This window comes from bacterium (assembly GCA_036524115.1).
Lineage (GTDB): Bacteria > JAUVQV01 > JAUVQV01 > JAUVQV01 > DATDCY01 > DATDCY01.
In genome coordinates this window covers 1-19,482 of the sequence record DATDCY010000123.1, presented here as the reverse complement: position 1 = coordinate 19,482, position 19,482 = coordinate 1, and the positions used below count along the sequence as shown (strand labels likewise).

The window sequence follows — 19,482 nt, the reverse complement described above, 5'->3', positions numbered from 1 at the left end:
CGTGGTGGTCGAGCCGCTCATCGCTCCGCCTCTCCTGCGCGCCGTCCGACGGCGGGGGGCTGCAGCACCGAACGCTCCCAGAGCAACAGGGCGGCCAGCGACCAGAGGCTGAAGCCGTGGTCCCGCTCGCCGCGCCGGTGCTCCTGCCACAATCCCCGCACCACCGGGTGGTCCAGGTCCACAAGGCGGGAGGTGCCGCCGAACAGCTCCTCGGCCACTTCGCGGTAGGAGCCGCGGAGCCAGTCGGAAACCGGCGCGTTGAAACCGGCCTTGCGCCGGCGCAGGACGAAGTCGGGCAGTCGCCCCCGCATGGCCTCCCTGAGCACGACCTTGCGTCGCAGCCCCCGCATCTTGAGTGCGGCCGGGAGCCGCATCGTGAACTCCACCAGGTCGACGTCCAGGAAGGGGACGCGGGCCTCCAGCCCGACGGCCATGCTGGCCCGGTCCACTTTCGTCAGGATGTCGTTCGCCAGCCACGTCTTCATGTCCACGTACAGGCAGCGGTTGAGGGGATCTCCCTCCGGCACCTGATCGAAGTAGGACCGGTAGGAGTCGGCGGGGTCGTATCCCGGGGCGCGGCCGCCCAGCAGCGCCCGGCGTTCGTCGTCTCCGAAGAGCAGGCGCCAGCCGTAGTGCGCGCGGGGGAGATCGTTGTGGGCATGGGCGATGAACTGCCGGATCCGGTAGTTGAGGCTGAGTTTCCGCCGGCTCGGGGGGATCAGGCCGGACGCGGGGAGGACGATCCGCTCGTGGAGCGCGCGGGGAAGGAGACGATAGAAGCGCTGGAAGAGGTCGGCGACGTACGTGTCGTACCCGGCCAGGCTCTCGTCGGCACCGTCGCCCGTCAGGACGACCTTGACGTGCCGGCGGGCCAGCCGTGACACACAGTAGGTGGGGAGAAGCGAGCTGTCGCCCAGCGGTTCGTCGAAGGCGCCGGCCAGCAACGGGTAGGAGGTTCCCGGGTCGAGGGACACCGTCTCGTCGTGGTGCTCGGTCCCGAAGGCGGCAGCCACCCTCCGGGCCTGCGGCAGCTCGCTGAAGGACCCCTCGGTGAAGCCCATGCTGAAGGTCTGGAGGGCGTGCGGCGTCCGACCGCGCATGTGACAGACCACCGAGGACGAGTCCATCCCCCCGCTCAGGAATCCGCCCACCGGGACGTCGCTGACCATCTGGCTGGTGACGGCGCGCTCCAGGGCGGCGGCGTATTCCCGGATGAGGCGGGCCTTGTCGGCCGACGGCTCCAGAGGATTGTTGGTCGCCGCGGCAAGATCCCAGTAGGTCCTTGCCGTGACCTCGCCGTCCTGCCAGGCGAGGAGGGTGCCGGGCGACAACCGGCGGATGCCGCGGAGCACGGTCCGCTCCCCCAGAGGGTAGCCGAGGGCGAGGTAGTCGGCCAGCCCTTCGCCGTCCGCGTCCCGGGGCACGCAAGGTGCTTCCAGGATCGCCTTGACCTCCGAGGAGAAGACGATCCGCCCTCCCTGCCGGTGATAGAGCAAGGGCTTCACCCCCAGCTGGTCACGACAGAGCGTCAGCCGTCGCTCCTGGGCGTCCCAGATGCCGAAGGCGAAGATCCCCCTGAAGAGCTTCGGGCTCTCCTCCCCCCATTGGGCGAAGGCGGCCAGGACGACCTCCGTGTCGGAGTCGGTCTCGAATGAATGGCCAAGGCCGGCCAGGCGGGCCCGCAGTTCGCGGTAGTTGTAGAGTTCGCCGTTGTACGTGACGACATACCGCCCGCCGCCGTACGACATGGGCTGGGTGCCCCGCTCCAGGTCGATGATGGACAGGCGGCGGTGCGCGAGGCCGGCGCCGGCGCCTTCCCACAGCCCCTCGCCGTCAGGCCCGCGGTGGGCCATGCGGGCGCAGGCGCGCCGGAGAAAGTCCCGATCGAGTCCCGGCTCGGGGCAAGCCGCGGCGTAGCCGACGATCCCGCACATCTCTAGGGCGAGGTTTCCGCGCGCCCCGCAGGCGGTGCCGTCGCGCGCCTGAGTGCGACCGCCAGCCGTTGCCCCGCGGAGGCGACCACGATCCCCACGACCAGCAGGTAGGCCGGGCTGAGAATGCTCACGTAGCGGGAGAGGGTCACCTGGCCCGCCGCCGTGAGGGCGGCATTGGAGCAGACGAGCAGGCCGGCCAGGACCACCGGGAGACGAAGCGCCGGCAACGCCACGAGGAGGGCCAGGATCCAGTACGCGAGCACGACGGCGGCGGCCGCGAAGGCCGACGGGAAGGACATGCCGAGGGGAAGGTAGGGCTGATAGAGCGCGACGGAGCCGGCGGACAGCCGCGCCAGAAACATTCCCAGCGGGGGGGAGGGTGACGGCAGGGGGCAGATGAATCGCCGGAAATCGTCCCGCGCGGGGCCGCGCCCCGGCGTGCAGAAGGCCACCCGGTCGAACCGCTCGCTGTCCCGCGCCATCTGGTAGGCGTAGTCGGCCGCCGGCCCGTACAGGAAGACGAGCGACTCGAGAAACATCCGCTGGGCGAACCGTCCCGGGTGCGCGAGGGCCGCCTCGCGGTACGCCCCGCCATAGAGCTCCCATCCTTTTGTGCCATCCCCCGGGTAGCGCCTCGCCAGGCAGGCGGCAAAGCGCTGGTGGATGAACTCATTGGAAGTGGCCACGGTGACATCTTCGTACCGCAAGTCCGGGTAGCAGCCTCGCAGCGCGTCGTCCAGTTCGCGCGAAACGGGCCCGTTGTCCCGGGCGAAGAGCTGCTGGGCGAACAGCGGGAAGGCCAGGTAGGGGCCCGGCCGGACGATGCCGGCGTACCCGCAACGCGCCATGTTGAACAGGACGATGCCGGCAAGGATGAGACAGAAGCCGGCCGTCACCAGGCACGTCTTGACGAGGGAGCGCAGCCGCCAGGCATAGGTTGCCAGCAGCGGAACGAAGAGGACCCACCCGGTGGGACGGATCATCAGGGCGAGGCCGAACAGAATCCCCGCGCCAAGCAGCGCGTTCCGTCCGGGGGCGCGGTCCGGCCCGGTCTGGGCGATCAGGAGGGCGCAGCAAAGCACCTGCCCGGAGGCGGCCAGGCTTTCCGTGAGGTACGCCGTGCTGGTTGCCGCCGCGGAGAGGTCCACCGCCAGGAGGAGCCCGACGACGGTGGCCGCCGCGGCGCTCGCCGGCCAGAGCACCGCCGCCATCACGGACGCGGCCAGGGCGTGGCACACGATCTGGACCCCCAGCACCAGCCATCCCGAGTGCCCGGCCGCGTCGGCCGCTGCCATCAGGAGCGGATAGAAGGGAGTCCGCAGGCAAAGGCTTCGATCGTCGCCGAAGAGCGAGGAGAGGGTCTGGAAATAACTGCCCGAGTCCGGCGCAACGGTGGCGGACCACCCGGCCAGCCACGCCAGCGACACCAGGACGGCCAGGCAGAAGACAACGACACACGCAATGGTTCGCCGCCGCTCCCCCGCCGCGGGGAGCGTCACCACCGGATCCCCCGCTCTGGCCCCATGGTGTCGCGCGTGCCTCCCCGTTGCCGATGTGCTGCCCACGATGCCCCAACGGCGGGAACCGGTCAACCGCTCCTCCGGTCCCCGATCCGCCGCGTACGCGGATGTGGGCCGGTCCCCGACACCTGGTCAGAAGGCGGCGAAAGTCAGGAAACCGTCCGGGTTGCGCAGCCGCACCTCCAGCATCGGCACCAGCGCGCTGGCCCGCGCGGCGCCCGGGTCGTCCAGCCGGCGTCCGGGCAGCCCTCGCCGCTGCCAGCCGCCGGCGATCCCGTTGCCGCTCAGACGCAAGATCAGGCTCTTCGCTTTCGCCAGGCGCGCTGCGAACCGCTCGCCGTCGACGACGAGAAAGCAGTTTGCCCGCGAAGCAGGCGTGATCTCGAAGAACTCCTCGTCGAGGAGCACGGTCGGCGTCACCCCCTCGCCGTGGAAGAAGATCTCGATCTCGTCCCCGTGGCGGCGGCTCCGGGCGAAGGAGCGTTTCGTCTCCTCCGACAAGGTCACCGTGTAACGCGCCGCGTCCGCGGACGCCCCGATGGGGATGGCCCGCTCAACCATGAGGAGGCTGCCGCTTCCGAAGGCCAGGGAGCCGGGGAAGACCAGGGACAGCGACACCAGGCCGGCGGTGACGGCCACCGCCCGCCTCCTCCGGGGCCAATCCGCGGCCAGCAGCAGCGCCAGGATGTAGAGGATGAAGATGCTCCTGTTGACCGTCGCCGTGCCCCCCCGCCAGCCGTCAACCGCCAGCGGCGGGCCATTCGGGGCTGCGAACGCCCCGGACATCACCAGCGGTCCTCTCCCGCCGAACAGCGCAGGCGTCGGTTCTTCGCCGGTGAGGCTCACGATGACCGGCCGGCGGGTGAAAAGCCCGTAGCCCTGATCCGCCCCCAGGAAATAGGTCTTCACCGGCCCGAAGTTCCCCGCCAGGTGCGCTGCGGACCACGCGAAGTGAACCGGAAGAGCAACGGCGATGAGCACCCACGTCAGGACTCGCCGCCCGCGATCTTGCGCCCCGAGCCATTCGTCCGCCAGCAGAGCCAACGGCCCGTAGAGGAGGATGCTCACTCCGTAGACGAGGTACCCGCGGGCGCTCGCCGACTGGGCGTACACCAGGCCGGCGGCAAACGGCGCCAGGAGGAGCACGGCATACGTCCGCGGCAGCGTGCCCCGCCGCACAGCGACGGCGAAGGCCGCCAATCCCAGAAGGACGACGGGGGGGGAGTCGAAGCTCAGGAATTCGCCGGCGCGCCCGAGCAGCGCCGAGACGGCCTGAACGGGGTGCCGGGCCAGGGAGGCCCACGCGGTCAGCGAGTCGACGAGGTAGCGCCGCTCGGTGGCCTGGAGGTCCAGCCAGCCGACCGGGTCCACGCCGCCAGCGGCCTTTACGCTCAGGAAGGCGATCCAGAGATACTGCGCGCTGAGCGCAACCGCCACGCCCGCCAGGATCTTCCACCAGCGGTTCGCCCGCAGCGACACCGCGGCGTAGCCCAGGACGAGGATGAGGCCGGTGTTGTACTGGAGACAGGCCAGGGCGAGGAGACCGCCGAGGGCAAGGTGGGTCCGGAGCGGCAGGTCCCGGGCGTGCGCCTCCAGGGCGACCAGCGCATACACCCCGAGGTAGTAGAGCGCGAAGGCTGCGAGGTGGGCGGACAGGTCGCCGACGTGGCTGACGAACCCCATCCCGCCCGCGCAGAGGACCACGCCGAGAAAGGCCGCCCGCCCCCCGCCTCCCATGGCCCGGATCAACGCCCAGGTGGCGAGCGCCGCCAGTCCCCAGGCGAGGAGGTTGACCAGCAGGAGGGCGGTCCAGGCGTCCAGGAAGGGAAACAGGCAGGCGGCGACGAAGGAAACGAACGCCCTCTGGTAGTACAGGTCGAACTGGACGCGCTGTCCCTGGTCGGCCCCCCTGAAGAACAGCACCTGGCTGGCGAAGGAGAGGTTCTCCTTGTGCACCGGTTCGCCGCCGAGGGTGTAGGCGTACCCGATGAGGGGGTTGGAGGCGTGCGTCCTCTCCACGGGGGAGGTCATCTTGATCCAGGCCGAATTGTCGCCCCGGCCCGACAGACAGGCCAGGAGTGCCGCTGCCGCGAGGAAGACGGCCGCCGCGGCCGCCAACCGCCGGATCTCCCCGGTCCGCGGTTCGCGGCTCCCGCCGGTCGCGATGTCGCCGGCGGACGGCATGGCTGCCGGGGTTGAGCTCACTTCAGGCCGCTGATCACCAGCCCCAGCGCGAAGATCACCAGGGAAGCGCTTGCCAGGAGAGCGACAATGATCCCGCTGTGGACGCCCTGTGCCAGGAAGAAGTCGAGCAGCAGGGCCGGGGGCGCGATCCATGCCGGCGTGGTCGCGAAGAGGAGGAAGAGCTTGATCGGGTTGTACTGCAGGATGGCCTGGACGAGAATCTGCATGGTCCGCAGGATGTCGCGCCGGAACCGCACCTTGCTCTTCCCCGCCCGCTCCCGATAGTCGATGGGGACATAGTGCACGAAGTGTCCTTCGAGCAGCATGATCAGGGTCAGCGTCGTGGTGAAGGAAAAGCCGTTGCTGATGTTCGCCATGTGGCGCAGCCCGATGTCCCGGCGAAAGACCCGGAAGCCCGAGTTGACGTCCGGGACGGAGATCCCGCAGACGAAATGAACCATCGCCTTGAGGGACCAGCGGCCCAGGCGCTTGGCGACGGAGCCGTGATAGCACGGGCCGCCGCGCGCGCCCACCACCATGTCGAAGGCGGGGATCTCCCGCAGCAAGGATGGGAGCGCCTCCGTCGGGTAGGTGCCGTCGGCGTCGACGATCACGATCCAGTCGCCCGCAGCACGCTCAAGGCCCGTCTTGAGGGCCCTGCCGTAGCCGATGTTGTGGGGGTGCCGCAAGACGGTGACGCCGGCCAGGCGCGCCTGCTCGGCCGTCCCGTCGGTCGAGCCGTCGTCGATCACCAGGATCTCGGCTTCGACGGGCAGGGTCGCGAGCGTCTGGCGCAGGTTCTCCACGGTGAGGCGGATGGCCTGCTCCTCGTTGAACGCCGGGACGAGAACGGAGATCTTCAGCTTCGACATCGCCGGGAATCGCACCCCCCCTCGGGCGTCCGACGGGCATCTTATCGGAAGCCGTCCCGCCGGGCAAACTCCCGCAGTCGCCGGCGGTGTTCAGGACATCGCCAAGTCGCCAGGTCGAGCGCCGAAGGCAGGCCAGGCCTCCAACGGGAAGATCTCCCGGAAGGCCTCGACGAAGCGTTCCTCGGAGCAGTGGTCGCGCACCCACGCCCAGGAGCGCGCGGCCGCGTCCTCCCGCGCCGCCTCGTCCCCGAGCAGGAGCCCGATTTCGCGGGCCAGCCCCTCCGGGTCGCGCGGCGCCATCCCCGGCGGCGGCTCCGGGTAGCCGGGGACGCCCGGGTGCGGGAAGACGAAGTGCGAGAGGCACGGCGTCCCCTCCGCCAGCGGCTCGAGCATCGCGTAGGTGATGACCGGCGTGCCGAACTGCCCGAGGCAGAGGTCGGCGCCGCGGTAAAGCCGGCCCAGCTCGTCGCGGTTCATCTCCCCCAGCCACGTCACCGCGTCGGCGAGGCCCAACTCGGCCACGAGCCGCGCGGAGGCTTCGGTGTCCGGCCCCTTGCGCACGAGCACGAGCCGCACCGCGCGGTCCCCGCCGCTCCCGCGCCAGCGGGCGAAGGCACGAATCACCACGTCGTTCCCCTTGTTGTCCGCCTGTGCCGCGAGCGCGCCGCACCAGACGTGCCGCGCCGCCGAGAAGATGAAGCGCTCGGCGCCCACGATCCGACGAACCGCGTCGCGCTCCGCGGCCCGCCGCTCGAGCAGCCGCGCGCGATCATCGACGGCCAGCAGGTGCGGCAGCGCGAACAACGGCGCCCCCGCGCGAATGCGATCCAGAGCCGGTTTCTGGTACGGCGCGACCATCACCGCGACGGCGTCGCGAAGCGAGCGGCGCTGTCGCCGCCGCAATCCCAGCGCGAAGCGGCTGAACGTCCAGGCCCTGCGCAGGAGCGGGTGGCCCTCCGGCCACAGCGGCGCGAATGCCTGCCAGTCGAGGTCGGAGCCGTAACACCAGTAGTGATACGGGAGGCCGGCGCGGCCGAGGAGGTGCGCCTCCGCCCCCGTGGCGAACGCCGCCCGGATGTCCAGCTCGCGCCGGGCCGCGGCGAGGCGGCGCACGACCTCTCGCGGTGATGCGCCGCCGCCGATGCGCTCGCTGATGTCCCATGGCTCGTGCCGCTCGCCGTAATGAAAACGCGTCGAATCGTGCCCGCCGGTCGGCGGCGCGACCGAGAGATACCAGACCGGCAGTCCCCGCCGGTTGAGCACCTCGGCCATGCGGAAGGGCAAGCCGCCGACTTCGTAGGAGCAAGCGATGAGGACGCTCACCGCTTGCGTCCGATGAAGGAGAAGGAGTTGGCGGTCAGCCGCAGTTCCGGCGAGGCGTCGATGAGCGCGTCGGCAAAGCGCAGCAGCGCGCTGGCGCGCGCGGCCGTGAGGTCCCAGAGCGCCTTGCCCCAGCGCGTCGGCACGAACTGGCGCCCGTAGGCCGCGAGGAAGACCGAGAGGAAGGAGCCGCCGCCGGAGCTGACCTGCTCGAGCACCGCCTCGAAGCGCTCGGCGGGGAAGAGCGAGCGGATCCCCCGGTCCGTGAAGCGGAAGTAGTCGTGCTCGTCGTGGATGGTGTTCAGGAACGGCAGTTCGAGGACGACGTGCCCGCCGGGACGCAGCACCCGCTCGATCTCGGCGGCCGCGACCCAGGGGCGGCGCACGTGCTCGAGCACCGCGATGCTGTAGACGACGTCGAACGCGCCGTCGCCGAAGGGGAGCGCCTCGGCGTCGCCGACGACGTGCAGGCCGGGCGCAGCGCGGTTCACGTCCAGGTTGACGGCGCGGACGGCGGGCGAGAGCAGCCCGTCGAAGTTCCCCGCGCCGGAGCCGAGATTCAGCACGCGCGCGCCGGCGGCGTTCGCGTTCATCCACTCGAAGAGCCTGTGGTTGCGAAGGCGCGTGTAGCGCGGCGTCGGCACGCTCGCGTACGCCCGCCGCAGTATCTCCTTCATCGGGCGGCGATCGCCTCCCGCAGCGCGGCGCAGACGCGCTCAATCTGCTCCTCGGTCAGCGCCGGGTAGAGCGGCAGGGAGATCGTGCGCTCGCCGATGTCGTTGGCCGCCGGGAAGTCGCCGGGCGCATATCCGTACGTCTCGCGAAAGTAGGTCAGCGTGTGGACGGCGCGGTAGTTGACGGCGCACCCGACGCCCGCGGCCTGCAGCCGCGCGAGCACCGCGTCGCGCTCGACGCCGCGGGGGACGAGCACCGTGAAGAGGTGGTGCCCGCTGCGTTCCCCGGGCCCCGGCGGCTCGACGAGATCGAGGCCGGGGACGTCCGCGAGCCAGTGCCGGTAGAGCGCCTCGAGGGCCTCGCGGCGCGCACGCTGGCGCTCGAGGCGCGCGATCTGCCCGACGAGCAGCGCCGCCTGCACGTCGTCCATGTTGTACTTCCAGCCCATCATCTCCATGTCCCAGTGGCAATAGGGGCCGGTGTAGCGCGAGGCGGCGTTGCGCGAGATGCCGTGGTGGCGGGCCGAGCGGTACCAGTCGGCGTCCGCGGCGTCGTTGCAGACGAGCGCGCCGCCCTCGCCGCAGGTCAGCGCCTTGGTCGCGTAGAAGGAGAAGCAGGCCGCGCGCGAGAGCTGCCCGGGGCGCACGCCGTCGCGCTCGCCCTCGACGCAGTGGGCCGCGTCCTCGATCAGCGCCACTCCCCGCCGCGCCGCCAGCGCCGCGAAGCCGCGCATGTCGACCATGCGCCCGTAGAGGTGCACGGGCAGCAGGGCGCGCGTGCGCGGCGTGAGCGCGCGCTCGGCCGCCTCGGGCGTCAGCAGGCCGCTGCGGGGATCGACGTCCGCGAACACGGGCCGCGCGCCGCATTCGATCACCGCGGTCGCCGTCGCCACGAAGGTCATCGGCGTCGTCACCACCTCGTCGCCCGGCCCCACGCCGGCGCGCAGCAGCGCCAGGTGCAGCGCGCCCGTGCAGCTCGTGAGGCCGACGGCGTGCCCGATCCCGAGGAAGCCCGCGAATTCTTCCTCGAAGTGGCCGACCATCGGGCCCGTGGTGAGGAAGACCGAGCGCAGGACGTCCGCGGCGCGCGCGATGTCCTCCTCCGTCAGGCCGTGCCGGAAGAACTCGATCTTCATCGCCGCCCTCCGTGATTGGGGAGCTAGAGGTGCTCGCGCCCGAGTGCGTCCCGCTGGTCGGGGACGTAGGTCACCTGGCGCCGCAGCCGCTCCGGCAGGAGAAAGAGCATGCCGTCGAGCTCCTCGAAGACGCGTCCGCACTTCGTGCAGGAGCTCCCGGCGAGTCCGCCCCGGCAGTCCGGGCAGACCAGGCGGACGGCGCCGCGCGGCCCGCCCCCCGGGACCGTGCGGGAGCGCACGACCCAGGCGACCAGCACGTCGCGCGTGCGGTCGCACCAGGCGTCGTGGCGCAGCAGTGCCCGCGCCGCCGCCCGGGTCAGTGGCGCGGCGAGGAGCCGCAGCGGGCCGTTGAGGATGCGCTTGAGCGGCGCCGGGGTCGGCGGTCCGTAGCAGCCGAGCAGCGTGGAGCAGACTGCGCTGAGGAAGAAGACGCGCTCGTCGAAGGCCGACTCCCGCTCCTCGATCGCATACGAAGCGCCGACCAGCGCGTCCAGCGCGGCCGCCGGCAGCAGCGCCTGCAGGCTGTGCTCCTCGATGGCGCGGGCGGCGCGGGCGGCGCGGGCGGACAATCCGAGCGCCCGCAGCGCGTAGGGCCTGAACCACCCGCTGGCCCAGTGCCCGGTGTTCTCGTTGAACAGCGCGAGGGGGGCCAGGCGCGACCAGTTCGCAAGCGTCCGGCCCTTGTCGGTGACGTGGTGCAGCAGGTTGTTGCTGATCAGGAAGTCCGCGCCCCCGTCGGCCACGGGGGGCTCGAGGCAGTCGGCGACGACCCGGCGGGAGATGTGCGGGCACGAGCGCGTCTGCACCAGGCTGTAGGGGTTCAGGTCGAGCGCGACCACGCCGGTCGTCGCGGGGAAGACCCGCGCGGAGAGCGTGCCGTCGCCCACGGCCAGTTCGACCACGGCATCGCTGCCGGGACGGACCCGGCCCTCGAGGTTCCCCGTGATGAACGCCAGCTCGAGGGCCTTGATCAGCACGGGGTAGAGGTGCAGCGGGTACTGCGCGGCGAACTCGCCGACGTGGGCGGCGGCACGCTCCTGCAGTGAGCCCGCGGGCGCGCTGCGGCGGCCGCGCAGTCGGGCGACGGCCCCGAGCGCGAGCACGAGCAGAGCGGCGTAGAGCAGCAGGACGGGCAGCAGCGCCACCCTGCCCGCGACGCGCAGCGCCACGAGCGAACGACCGAGCGCGCGCCGCAGCCGGGCGCCTCCGCCGGGCCGATCCGGCGTCGAGATGCCCCTGATCGTGTCCAGATAGCCGCGGTTGATCTCAGCCATGAGTCCGTACCGTCACGGCTGTGCCGTCCGCCACGGGGACGGAAGCCTCAGGAAGGCCAGGGGGGACCGCCCGGCCACGCGCCAGAGCAGCCCGAGCGCCAAAAGGAAGCCGGCGCAACAGGTCGCGCTGGTCGCGAGCGCCGCGCCGAGCCCGAGAAGTCGCGGGACCAAGACCGCGTTCGCGGCCATGCTCAGGAGCGCGAGCACGACGGCGGTGAGCGAGCACGCGGTGAAGGCGCCGGCCTTGATGCAGTAGGGCGCAACCAGCGAGGAGAGCGGCAGGAACCAGGCGCCCACGAGCAGGACCCGCAGCAGCGGGAGCGCTCCGAGGAACTGGCCGCCCGCGTAGAGCAGCAGGAGCGGCCGGGCGGCGAGGGCGATGGCGAGCACCAGCGCACCCCACCCGTAGAAGCCGAGGCGCAGCGAGCGGACCGTCACCTCGAAGTCGTCGTCGGCCTGGAGCACCCGGGGGTAGAGCACCGTCTGAAAGGTGCTGGGGAGCACCATGGCGACCGTGGCCAGATTCAGCGCGACCGCGAACAGGCCGGCCTCGGCCGCGCCGCACTGGTGCTGCACAATGAGCTGGTTGACGCGGGTGTAGATGAAGGTGGCGACCGTGGCGGCGTGCTGCCTGAGCCCGGCCGAGAACATCCCGGCGGCCAGGGCGGGCGAGAAGGCGCCGCCCCCGAGCCCGCGGGACCAGGCGATGCCCGCGAGGGCGAAAAGGGAGAAGGCCTGCAGGGCAGCCAGCCAGAGCGCCAGGAATTCGACGTCGATGGCGCGGCGCTCGAAGGCGACCACGATCGCCGCCGCGCCCAGGAGCGTCTGGACGATGCCCGCCCAAGCCGCCTGCCGCACCAGTCCCAGCGATTGGAGGAGCACGAGCAGGTGGGCGCTGGTCATCGAGAGCGCGAGCAGCAGGGCGATGACCGCCGTCAGCGCTGCCGCCTGCGGCGAGAGCAGACCCGGCCACTGCCGGGCGACGAGGCCCCAGAGCAGCGCGGCGAGGAGGCTCAGCGAGACGCTCACGCAGGCCACCGTCGTCAGGCGCGCGCGGCTGTCGTCGCCGTAGCGCGCGCGGTTCGCGAAATGGCGTATGCCCGACTCGAGACTGAGCCCGCCGAGCGCGAGGAGCAGTCCGACCCAGGTCTGCAGCTCGGCGTAGACCCCCCGCCCCTCGGGGCCGAGGGCGCGGTTCACCAGGGCCCCGGTGACCATGCCGGCGGCGAGGGTTCCGCCCTGCTGCGCGAGCAGCCAGGAGAAATCCCGCCGCAGACCGGTCACCATGGCACCCCCCGCCGGCCGCTCAATGCAGCTCCCGCGTCCCGCGCGCCGTGATGATCGGCACGGTGCGCATCCAGAGCTGCTTCTCCCACCAGGGGCGGTGCCCCCGGTACCAGTCGACAGTCTGCCGCAGCCCCACCTCCCAGTCGACCCGCGGGCTCCAGCCGAGCGCTGCGCGGATCTTCGCGGTGTCGCCGGTATGCCGGAAGACCTGCCCCGGGCGGTCGCCGACGAAGGTGATGAGCGAGCGGTCCGCCCCCATGATGCGCACCACGTCCTCCGCGATCGAGAACATGCTGCGGTCCTCGCCGGAGGCGACGTTGAAGACCTCGCCCCGGACCTTCGCCAGGGGCGCGTGCAGGATCGCGTCCAGCGCCCGGCAGGTGTCGTCGGCATGGACGTAGTCGCGCGCCGCGCTGCCGTTGCCGTGCAGCCGGATCGGCTCGCCGAGGATGCAGGAGGTGATGAACCGCGGCACCGCCTTCTCGAGGTGCTGCGCCGGGCCGTAGTTGTTGAACGGCCGCACGATCACCGCCGGCAGGTCGTAGGTGGCGCAGTAGGAGTAGACGAGGCGGTCGGCGCCGGCCTTGGCCGAGGCGTAGGGGCTCATCGGCATCAGGGGGTGTTCCTCGCCCATGCGCGAAGCGCGGGCGGTGCCGTAGACCTCCGAGGTCGAGACGTGGACGAAGCGCTCGACGGTCGCGCGGTGCTTGAGCACGGCGTTGGTGACCACCTGCGTCCCCATGATGTCGGTCTGGAAGAACTGGTGGTTGTCGTAGATCGAGCGCGTGACGTGGGTCTCGGCCGCGAAGTGCACGACGGCGTCGGCCTGCGAGACCAGCGTGTCGACCAGCTCCGCGTTCGTGACGTTGCCGTACCAGAAGACGAGCCTCCCCTCGCTCTCCGCGCAGATGTCGACCGGGAGGTTGTCGATGCTCCCGGCGTAGGTCAGCGCGTCGAGCACGATGATCCGGCACTCCGGGTAGGCCGCGTAGAGGTGGCGGACGAAGGTGCCGCCGATGAAGCCGGCGCCGCCGGTGACGAGGACGGTCTTGCCGTTCATGCGTTGGTTGCCGCTCCTTTCTGCTCCCCGAGCAGGATGCGCCGGCTCTTCTCCCCGCAGTTGAAGAGCAGGTCGACCGCGGACAGGTGCGAGACGAACGCCCCGTGCAGCTGCGGGTAGACGGGGTGGTGGTAGTCCTGGAACTCGACGCGCACCCCGGCCGCCGCGAAGCGCGCGACGCCGATGTAGTCCCGTCCGGCGGCGCCCTCGTAGAATCGGTCGGCGCCGAGACTGGCGCAGATGGCGAGCAGGCGCTCCTCGCGCCAGCCGCCGAGGCCGAGCGCGGAGGAGCGCACGATCTTCGCCGCGTCGATCCCGAGCGCCGCGGCGATGACGGCGATGAAGTGCAGGTCGAGGTCGACGAGCAGGCGCCACTCGCGCGTGTAGGCCTCCTCGAAGAGCGGGAGGTAGCGATCCGCAAACGGCGCTCTCGCGTAGGCCTGGCGCAGGGTTTCGAGATGCTTGCGCCGCCAGTCCGTGCGGTTGTCGATCTCGACGTCGGCGACGAGCGGCGGCCGCTCGAGCGAGACGCGCACCGGCACCGTCAGCCAGCGCACCCCCTGCGCCGTCTTGACGCGGTTGCGGTTGCGCCAGCCGCCCTTGTCGTACTGCACATCGTCGTAGATCACGAAGCGGTCGACGCGCTCGAGCTGCTCGAAGAAGCCGAGCCACGGGAGGTAGCCGGGCTGGAGGATGCCGACGCGCACCGGCCGCGCCCTCACTTCTCCGGCGGGGCTTCCGCCGGGGAGCCCTCGATGTCCTGGAGGCCGAGCGCGTCCGCCTTCCCGCGGCGGCGCTCCTCCGCCGTGCGGACGATCTTCCAGTAGTTGTGCCGCCACGAGCGGTACTGCCAGTCCGGGCAGTCGCGGCACAGCTCGATCTCGTGGCCGCGCCGCTGAAGGTGCAGCCGCCGGTAGCGCTCGAAGCCCTCGCCGTGCCAGATCTCCGCGATCGGCGCCTTGTGCACGTTGCCCAGGTCGGTGCGCCCGGCGATGTCGAAGCCGCAGACCATGACCGTCCCGCGCGAGTCGATGTTCAGCCGCTCGAAGATGAAGGGACAGGGTACGCGCTGCTCCGGCGGCAGGTACGGCGCCGGATCGGCCGAGCGCGACGGGTCGTTGATCCCCCAGGTGAGGAACTTGCGCCGCTGGAAGATGTCGACCCGCCGCTCCCAGAAGCGCGCCACCGCGTCGATGTCGACGCCCACCTGGTTGACGCCGCTGGCGATGATCTTCGTCGGCGCCCGCAGCCGGTCGCGCTCGGCGACGAGGCGCTCGACGTTGGCCAGCAGCGTCGCCCAGTCCAGGCCCGGGCGCACGCGGCCGTAGGTCTCCGGGTCGGCGGCGTCGACGCTGAACTCGACCATGTCCACGCCGGCTTCCAGCAGCCGCCGCGCCGCCTCCGCGTCGAGGCGCGAGCCGTTGGTGATGAGGCCGACCTTCGCGCCGGCGCGTGTGGCGTACTCGAACAGCTCGAGGGCGTCCGGGTGCAGCAGCGGCTCGCCGCCGCCCGAGACCCGGATCCAGGCCCCGTGCGGCCCGCACTGGTCGGCGATGATCCGGAACGTCTCCGGCTTCATCAGCGGCATGTCGCGATAGGAGGCGCGGATGTCGGAGTTGGTGTAGGGGCAGCTCGGGCAGCGCGCGTTGCAGACGTAGACGAAGGCGATGACGCACATCATCGGGAAGGCGGCGGCCTCGGGGCGCAGGCCGTAGGCCTCCTCCGTGTGGACGGCGCCGCCGGGCGCGGGGGGCGCCCCCAGCGTCTTGCGGTAGGCGTTCAGGGTCACTTCGGCGCCGCGGTAGAGGCGCGTGAAGCCGCCTGCGTCCTCGAAACCGGCCTTGAGGAAAGCCCGCCGCGCGCGGAGGTTGTCATAGCGCACCACCGCCCGGATCTCCGTCGCGCCCAGCCCGCGCGAGGCTTCCTCGATCGCCAGGAGGAGCGCCGGCCCCGTCCCGTGCCCCGGCTCGTCGACGAAGACCGCGACCTCGGCGCCACGCTGCGGGTAGAGCACCGCCGCCCCGAGAACGCGGCCACCCTCGCGCAGCAGGCGCACCTGCACGGGCGACTCCGCGAGCCAGCGGCGCGTCTCCTCCGCGGTGACCGGCTCGGTAAGCAGCAGCTCCGCGTGCCGGTTGCGCAGCGCCACGTACCCCTCGAGCAGCTCGGGGGCGTCCCGCAGGTCGACGATCTCGCTCACGCCGCGCCCTCCCGGAAGCAGTTCTCCCACCAGAGCTGGAACATCATCAGGTTCCAGACCTTCGCCGCCGCGCCGCGATCTCCGGTGCGACAGGCCGCCAGGTAGTGCGCGACGCGCCCCGGCGCGAGGAAACCGTGCGCGCCGGTGCGCTCCGGCGCGAGCGTCGCGGCGGCGTACGGGTGCAGCGAGCCGGGGAGCCAGTCGAGCACCGGCAGCACGAACCCCTCCTTGGGGCGCGCCAGCACCTCGCCCGGCAGCACCGGCGCGAGCGCCTCCTTGAGGATCGCCTTGACGACGCCGCGGCGGATCTTGACGCGGTCCGGGAGCGTGGCGGCGAACTCGACGAGGCGCCAGTCGAGGAAGGGCGAGCGGATCTCCACCGAGTGCGCCATCGAGAGGAAGTCGACGAAGGCCAGCACCTGGTCGGGCAGCTGCGTGTTCCACTCCGCCTCGAGCACGCGGTTGAGCGGCCCGCGCGCCGAGTCGGCGGCGAACTGCTCGGCGATCAGCCGGCCGCTGTCGGCGCCGGCGAGGCCGTCCGTGAACGCGGGGGTGAGCAGCTCGCGCTTCTCCTGCTCCGAGAAGAGCAGCAGGCGCGTGCGCCACGCCGTCTCGTCGCCGCCGGTCTCGGCGCAGAGCTGCTCCCAGCGCTGGCGGTCACTGGCGGACAGCGCGTCGGGTCCGCCGTCGCCCGCCTCGTCGCCGCCGAGTCCGGCCCGCCGCCGCGCGCACCAGGCCAGCGGCCGCGCCAGCCGGTGCGAGAGGTAGCTGCCGAACAGCTCGTCGGCGCCGTCGCCCGAGAGCGCGACCTTGACGTGCCGCGCGATGAGCCCCGAGAGGAAGTAGGTCGAGACGGTCCCGGAGAACGGCTGGTCGAACGCGCGGATGACGCCATCGATCCCCGCGACCACCTCGTCGCGCGAGAGGATGTGCTCGTGGTGCTCGGTGCCGAAGGCGGCCGCGACGCGCCGCGCGTGAAAAAGGTCGGCCTCCTTGTGCGCCAGCTCGTCCTCGTAGCCGAGCGTGAAGGTCAGCACGGGCCCCGTGGAGCGCCGCGCCATGGCGGCGACCACAGCGCTGGAGTCCACGCCGCCGCTCAGGTACGCCCCGATCGGCACGTCGCTGAGCATTCGCAGGCGCGTCGCGTCGTCGATCAGCCAGCGGATGCGCTCGCCGGCTGCCGCCTTGTCGACGGCTTCATCCTCGCGAAAGACGAGGCGCCACCAGCGCTCGCGCACCGCGCCGCCGGCGGACGTCCACGAGAGCGACTCGCCGGGCCGCAGCGCCGAGATGCCGCGGTACGCGGTGCGCGGCGACGGGACGTTCTTGAAGCTGAAGTAATGCCAGATCGCCTCGCGGTCCAGCTCGCGCGGGCAGGCGGGGTGCGCGAGCAGCGCCTTGATCTCCGAGCCGAAGAGCAGCCCGCCGGGGACCTCGGCGAAAAAAAGCGGCTTGACGCCCATGCGGTCGCGCACCAGCAACAGGCGGCCGCGGGCCGCGTCCCAGAGGGCGATCGCGAACATGCCGTTGAGCGCGTGGGCGAAGGCCTCGCCGCGCTCCTCGTAGAGGTGCAGGGCCACCTCCCCGTCGGAGTGGTCGGTGACGAAGCGGTGCCCGCGCGCCTCCAGCTCCGGCCGCAGCTCCGGCGCGTTGTAGATCTCGCCGTTGAAGACCAGGCGCACCGAGCCGTCCTCGTTCGCCAGCGGCTGGTGCCCGGTCTCGAGGTCCACGATGCTCAAGCGCCGGATGCCGAGGTTCACGCGCCCGTCGGCGAAGAAGCCGTCCTCGTCCGGGCCGCGGTGGCGCAGCCGCCCGGCCATGCGCCCGAGGGTCTCGCGGTCCGCCGGGCCGGTGAAACCGCAGATCCCGCACATGCCGCCCTTACGGCTTCTCCGCGGCGACGTGGTAGTCCGCGCGCGCCGACTGCCAGTCGCGGCAGTCGCGGCAGACCGGCGGCAGATCCGTGAAGCGGTGCGCCAGGTGCAGCACGCGCAGCTCGCGCAGCTTCCCGTTCCAGACCGACGTGAGCGTCTCGCGCGTGACGTCCCCGGCGACGAACCGGGCGTCCAGGTCCACCGGGCAGGTCACGACCCGCCCGTCGTGCGCGACCGACATCGTCTGCATCGCCCAGTGGCAGGGCCAGCGCTCCTCGTTGCCGAGCACGAGGTTCGGCGCCTCGATCTGCCCGGCCCAGCTCACCTTGGGGCGGATCTTCACGGTGACGTCGTGCCGCCGCCAGAAGTCGACGAAGGCCTCCTTCTCGCCGCGGTTGTCGTCCATCTCGACGAACTGCACGAAGACCGCGGGGCGCGCGGCGCCCAGCTCGCGCTTGATCTCCAGCAGGCGCAGCACGTTGGCGACGGTCGTCGCGTGGTCCGCGCCGACGCGCACCCGCGCGTAGGTCTGCGGCGTCGCCGCATCGATGCCGACGTAGAGCGCGTCCAGCCCGGCGCGGACGAGGCCGCGCGCCGCCGCCTCGTTCAGCAGCGCGCCGTTGGTGTTCATCACGACGTCGGCGAGGCCCTTGCCCTTCGCGTGGGCGATCATGTCGAAGATCGTCGGCGCCACGCGGTTGCGGATGAGCGCCTCGCCGAAGAAGACCATCCAGACGCGCGCGTCCGGGCGCTGGGCGGCGATCTCGTCGACGAGCTTCGTGAAGAGCGGCCAGGCCATGAAGCCCTTGGGGCGGGTCATCGCGCGGTGCACGCACATCGAGCAGCGCAGGTTGCAGTAGGAGCAGGTGTCGAGCAGGACCACCTTGGGGAAGGCGCCGGCGTCGGCAAGGCGACCCTGTTCGCGCTGGGCGTGGAAGGTCTTCTCGTCGGCGATCCCCATCCGCGTGAAAATACACGAAATCTTGGCAAAGATCACCCCGGGCACCCCGAAATGGGGACAGATTTATTTTCGCTGCCACAGCGAAAATAAATCTGTCCCCATTTCGGGCAAAGGCCGGGCATTATGTCCTCGCGATGAAGCCGGTCCTCTTCGTGCTCTCGAACTACCACCCCGCGGTTGGCGGGGCCGAAGTCCAGGCTGCGCTGCTCGCATCGGCGCTGGCGGAGCGCGGTCAGCCGGTCGAGGTGCTGACGGCGGCGCTGCCCGGCCTCCCGCGCGAGGAGACGGTCGCGGGCGTGCCGGTGCACCGGCGCATCCGGCTCGTCCGCCGCCACGGCTGGTGGGCGGCGACGCACTTCGGCTCCTCGCTGGCTTCCCTGCTGCGCCGCGGCCGGGACTACCGCGCCGTGGTCGGCTTCCAGCTCCAGGCCTTCCACACGCCGGCGGGCGCGCTCTGGTCGCGCCTGAGCGGTGGGCGCTTCGTCATCCGCGCGTCGGGCGCAGGTCCCAGCGGCGATCTCGCGACGCTGCGGTCCAGCCGCTCGCACGCCGTCGTGCTGGCCGCGGCCCGGCGCGCGGACGCCGTCGTCGCCCTCGGCGGGGAGCTGCGCGGCCAGCTGCTGGCGGCGGGCATCTGCCCGGAGCGGCTCGTGACGATCCCGAACGCCGTCGACACCGCGCTCTTCCATCCCGGCGCCCCGGGGCCGCGCGAGGGGATCGTCTTCGTCGGGCGGCTCGTCGCCGGCAAGGGGCTGGGCGTGCTCGTCGAGGCGATTCGCCTGCTGCGCGTCGGGGGAATCGACGCGCGGATCACGGTCTTCGGCGACGGGCCGGAGCGGCCGCGCCTCGAAGACGCGGCGCGCGAGGCCGCCGTCGCCGACCTGTTCGACCTGCGGGGGGCGCGCCCGCGCGCCGAGATCGCGGCCGCGCTGCAGGGCGCGGCGGCCTTCGTCCTCCCGAGCCGCGAGGAGGGGATGTCGAACGCCCTGCTCGAGGCGATGGCGTCCGGCTGCCCGGCCGTCGCCAGCGACATCGAGGCCAACCGCGAGCTGCTGGCGGACGGGGAGAGCGGTCTTCTCGCGCCCGTGGAGGACGCGGCCGCCCTCGCCGCGGCGCTGCGTCGGCTGCTCGGGGATCGGCGCCTCGGCGAGCGGCTCGCCGCGGCGGCGCTCGCCCGCGTCCGGCG

General features: G+C 71.9%; 15 protein-coding genes. 1 reads left to right on the top strand and 14 read right to left on the bottom strand.

The annotated features are described in order from the left end of the window. Positions 1-17 precede the first annotated feature (17 nt). The 14 genes from asnB (VI078_05555) to VI078_05490 all read right to left on the bottom strand — a co-directional run bounded on the left by asnB (VI078_05555) (position 18) and on the right by VI078_05490 (position 18,296). Complete coding sequence (gene asnB, locus VI078_05555) at positions 18-1,934, bottom strand: asparagine synthase (glutamine-hydrolyzing) (protein ID HEY5998754.1); 1,917 nt, start codon at positions 1,932-1,934, stop codon at positions 18-20. A 2-nt stretch (positions 1,935-1,936) separates the two neighbouring features. Continuing rightward, positions 1,937-3,433: a hypothetical protein gene (locus VI078_05550; protein ID HEY5998753.1), complete on the bottom strand. Its 1,497-nt coding sequence runs from the start codon at positions 3,431-3,433 to the stop codon at positions 1,937-1,939. Between the two features lie 153 nt (positions 3,434-3,586). After that, entirely contained in the window at positions 3,587-5,572 is a 1,986-nt protein-coding gene (locus VI078_05545; GenBank protein HEY5998752.1) for a hypothetical protein, read from the bottom strand. An 83-nt stretch (positions 5,573-5,655) separates the two neighbouring features. Next, entirely contained in the window at positions 5,656-6,510 is an 855-nt protein-coding gene (locus VI078_05540; GenBank protein ID HEY5998751.1) for a glycosyltransferase family 2 protein, read from the bottom strand. A 90-nt stretch (positions 6,511-6,600) separates the two neighbouring features. After that, positions 6,601-7,833, bottom strand: a complete 1,233-nt coding sequence (locus tag VI078_05535; GenBank protein HEY5998750.1) for a glycosyltransferase — start codon at positions 7,831-7,833, stop codon at positions 6,601-6,603. Further along, the gene (locus VI078_05530; GenBank protein HEY5998749.1) at positions 7,830-8,507 is read right to left on the bottom strand and encodes a methyltransferase domain-containing protein; all 678 of its coding nucleotides are present in this window, start codon (positions 8,505-8,507) and stop codon (positions 7,830-7,832) included. The genes VI078_05535 and VI078_05530 overlap by 4 nt, the downstream gene beginning before the upstream one ends. Beyond that, on the bottom strand, positions 8,504-9,640 hold the full coding sequence (locus VI078_05525) for a DegT/DnrJ/EryC1/StrS family aminotransferase (protein ID HEY5998748.1): 1,137 nt from the start codon (positions 9,638-9,640) through the stop codon (positions 8,504-8,506). Before VI078_05525 ends, VI078_05530 begins: the two co-directional genes overlap by 4 nt. Before the next feature lie 23 nt (positions 9,641-9,663). Continuing rightward, positions 9,664-10,914 (bottom strand): class I SAM-dependent methyltransferase, encoded by a 1,251-nt coding sequence (locus tag VI078_05520; GenBank protein HEY5998747.1) that lies wholly within the window; start codon positions 10,912-10,914, stop codon positions 9,664-9,666. Positions 10,915-10,926: 12 nt separating this feature from the next. After that, positions 10,927-12,201 (bottom strand): lipopolysaccharide biosynthesis protein, encoded by a 1,275-nt coding sequence (locus VI078_05515; protein HEY5998746.1) that lies wholly within the window; start codon positions 12,199-12,201, stop codon positions 10,927-10,929. Positions 12,202-12,220: 19 nt separating this feature from the next. Next, the gene (locus tag VI078_05510) at positions 12,221-13,261 is read right to left on the bottom strand and encodes a GDP-mannose 4,6-dehydratase (GenBank protein HEY5998745.1); all 1,041 of its coding nucleotides are present in this window, start codon (positions 13,259-13,261) and stop codon (positions 12,221-12,223) included. Continuing rightward, the gene (locus VI078_05505) at positions 13,258-13,968 is read right to left on the bottom strand and encodes a WbqC family protein (GenBank protein ID HEY5998744.1); all 711 of its coding nucleotides are present in this window, start codon (positions 13,966-13,968) and stop codon (positions 13,258-13,260) included. The genes VI078_05510 and VI078_05505 overlap by 4 nt, the downstream gene beginning before the upstream one ends. 11 nt (positions 13,969-13,979) lie before the next feature. Further along, positions 13,980-15,461 carry a GNAT family N-acetyltransferase gene (locus tag VI078_05500; protein ID HEY5998743.1) on the bottom strand — a complete coding sequence of 494 codons (1,482 nt, stop codon included), beginning with the start codon at positions 15,459-15,461 and terminating at the stop codon, positions 13,980-13,982. After that, on the bottom strand, positions 15,458-17,335 hold the full coding sequence (gene asnB / locus VI078_05495) for an asparagine synthase (glutamine-hydrolyzing) (protein ID HEY5998742.1): 1,878 nt from the start codon (positions 17,333-17,335) through the stop codon (positions 15,458-15,460). The genes VI078_05500 and asnB (VI078_05495) overlap by 4 nt, the downstream gene beginning before the upstream one ends. Before the next feature lie 7 nt (positions 17,336-17,342). Continuing rightward, positions 17,343-18,296 (bottom strand): radical SAM protein, encoded by a 954-nt coding sequence (locus VI078_05490; protein ID HEY5998741.1) that lies wholly within the window; start codon positions 18,294-18,296, stop codon positions 17,343-17,345. A gap of 134 nt (positions 18,297-18,430) precedes the next feature. Between VI078_05490 and VI078_05485 the strand changes: the two genes are divergently transcribed. After that, positions 18,431-19,482 (top strand): glycosyltransferase family 4 protein (locus VI078_05485; protein ID HEY5998740.1); only part of this gene is annotated, 1,052 nt, incomplete at its 3' end.